The organism is Microbacterium sp. IO18 (assembly GCF_049099505.1).
In the GTDB taxonomy this organism is placed as follows: Bacteria; Actinomycetota; Actinomycetes; order Actinomycetales; family Microbacteriaceae; genus Microbacterium; species Microbacterium aurugineum.
In genome coordinates this window covers 1-1,016 of record NZ_JBMJAF010000008.1, presented here as the reverse complement: position 1 = coordinate 1,016, position 1,016 = coordinate 1, and the positions used below count along the sequence as shown (strand labels likewise).

Annotated in this window: 1 rRNA gene; it reads right to left on the bottom strand. The window is 55.8% G+C overall.

The window, feature by feature from the left end:
* Positions 1-755: ribosomal RNA gene (locus ACLF6J_RS17650) — 16S ribosomal RNA — on the bottom strand; the annotation flags it as partial.
* Positions 756-1,016 lie beyond the last annotated feature (261 nt).

Below are 1,016 nucleotides of genomic sequence, written 5' to 3'. Positions count from 1 at the left end.
TCCCCACCCTTTCGCTCCTCAGCGTCAGTTACGGCCCAGAGATCTGCCTTCGCCATCGGTGTTCCTCCTGATATCTGCGCATTCCACCGCTACACCAGGAATTCCAATCTCCCCTACCGCACTCTAGTCTGCCCGTACCCACTGCAGGCCGGAGGTTGAGCCTCCGGATTTCACAGCAGACGCGACAAACCGCCTACGAGCTCTTTACGCCCAATAATTCCGGATAACGCTTGCGCCCTACGTATTACCGCGGCTGCTGGCACGTAGTTAGCCGGCGCTTTTTCTGCAGGTACCGTCACTTTCGCTTCTTCCCTGCTAAAAGAGGTTTACAACCCGAAGGCCGTCGTCCCTCACGCGGCGTTGCTGCATCAGGCTTGCGCCCATTGTGCAATATTCCCCACTGCTGCCTCCCGTAGGAGTCTGGGCCGTGTCTCAGTCCCAGTGTGGCCGGTCACCCTCTCAGGCCGGCTACCCGTCGACGCCTTGGTGAGCCATTACCTCACCAACAAGCTGATAGGCCGCGAGCCCATCCCCAACCGAAATTCTTTCCAGACGCAGACCATGCGATCACGTCACATATCCAGTATTAGACGCCGTTTCCAGCGCTTATCCCAGAGTCAGGGGCAGGTTGCTCACGTGTTACTCACCCGTTCGCCACTGATCCCACAGAGCAAGCTCCGTGTTCACCGTTCGACTTGCATGTGTTAAGCACGCCGCCAGCGTTCATCCTGAGCCAGGATCAAACTCTCCGTAAAAAAGAAATGCATACGAACACCGGGAAAACGATGAACGCAGCGAGTTTGATGCTGACCAAAGAGACAAATTCATTGCTGACTTCATCCATTGCCAGCCCCCGGAAGGGCTGGTCTTTGATCCAAAGGAATTCTCACCCAGCCGAAGCTAGACGAGGATAATTTGGCATTTGACAAGTGCACGCTGTTGAGTTCTCAAGGATCGGATGCTCCCACGACCCAGTCATCACAACCAGGCCCGCAGGGCAACTTCTCTATCTTACC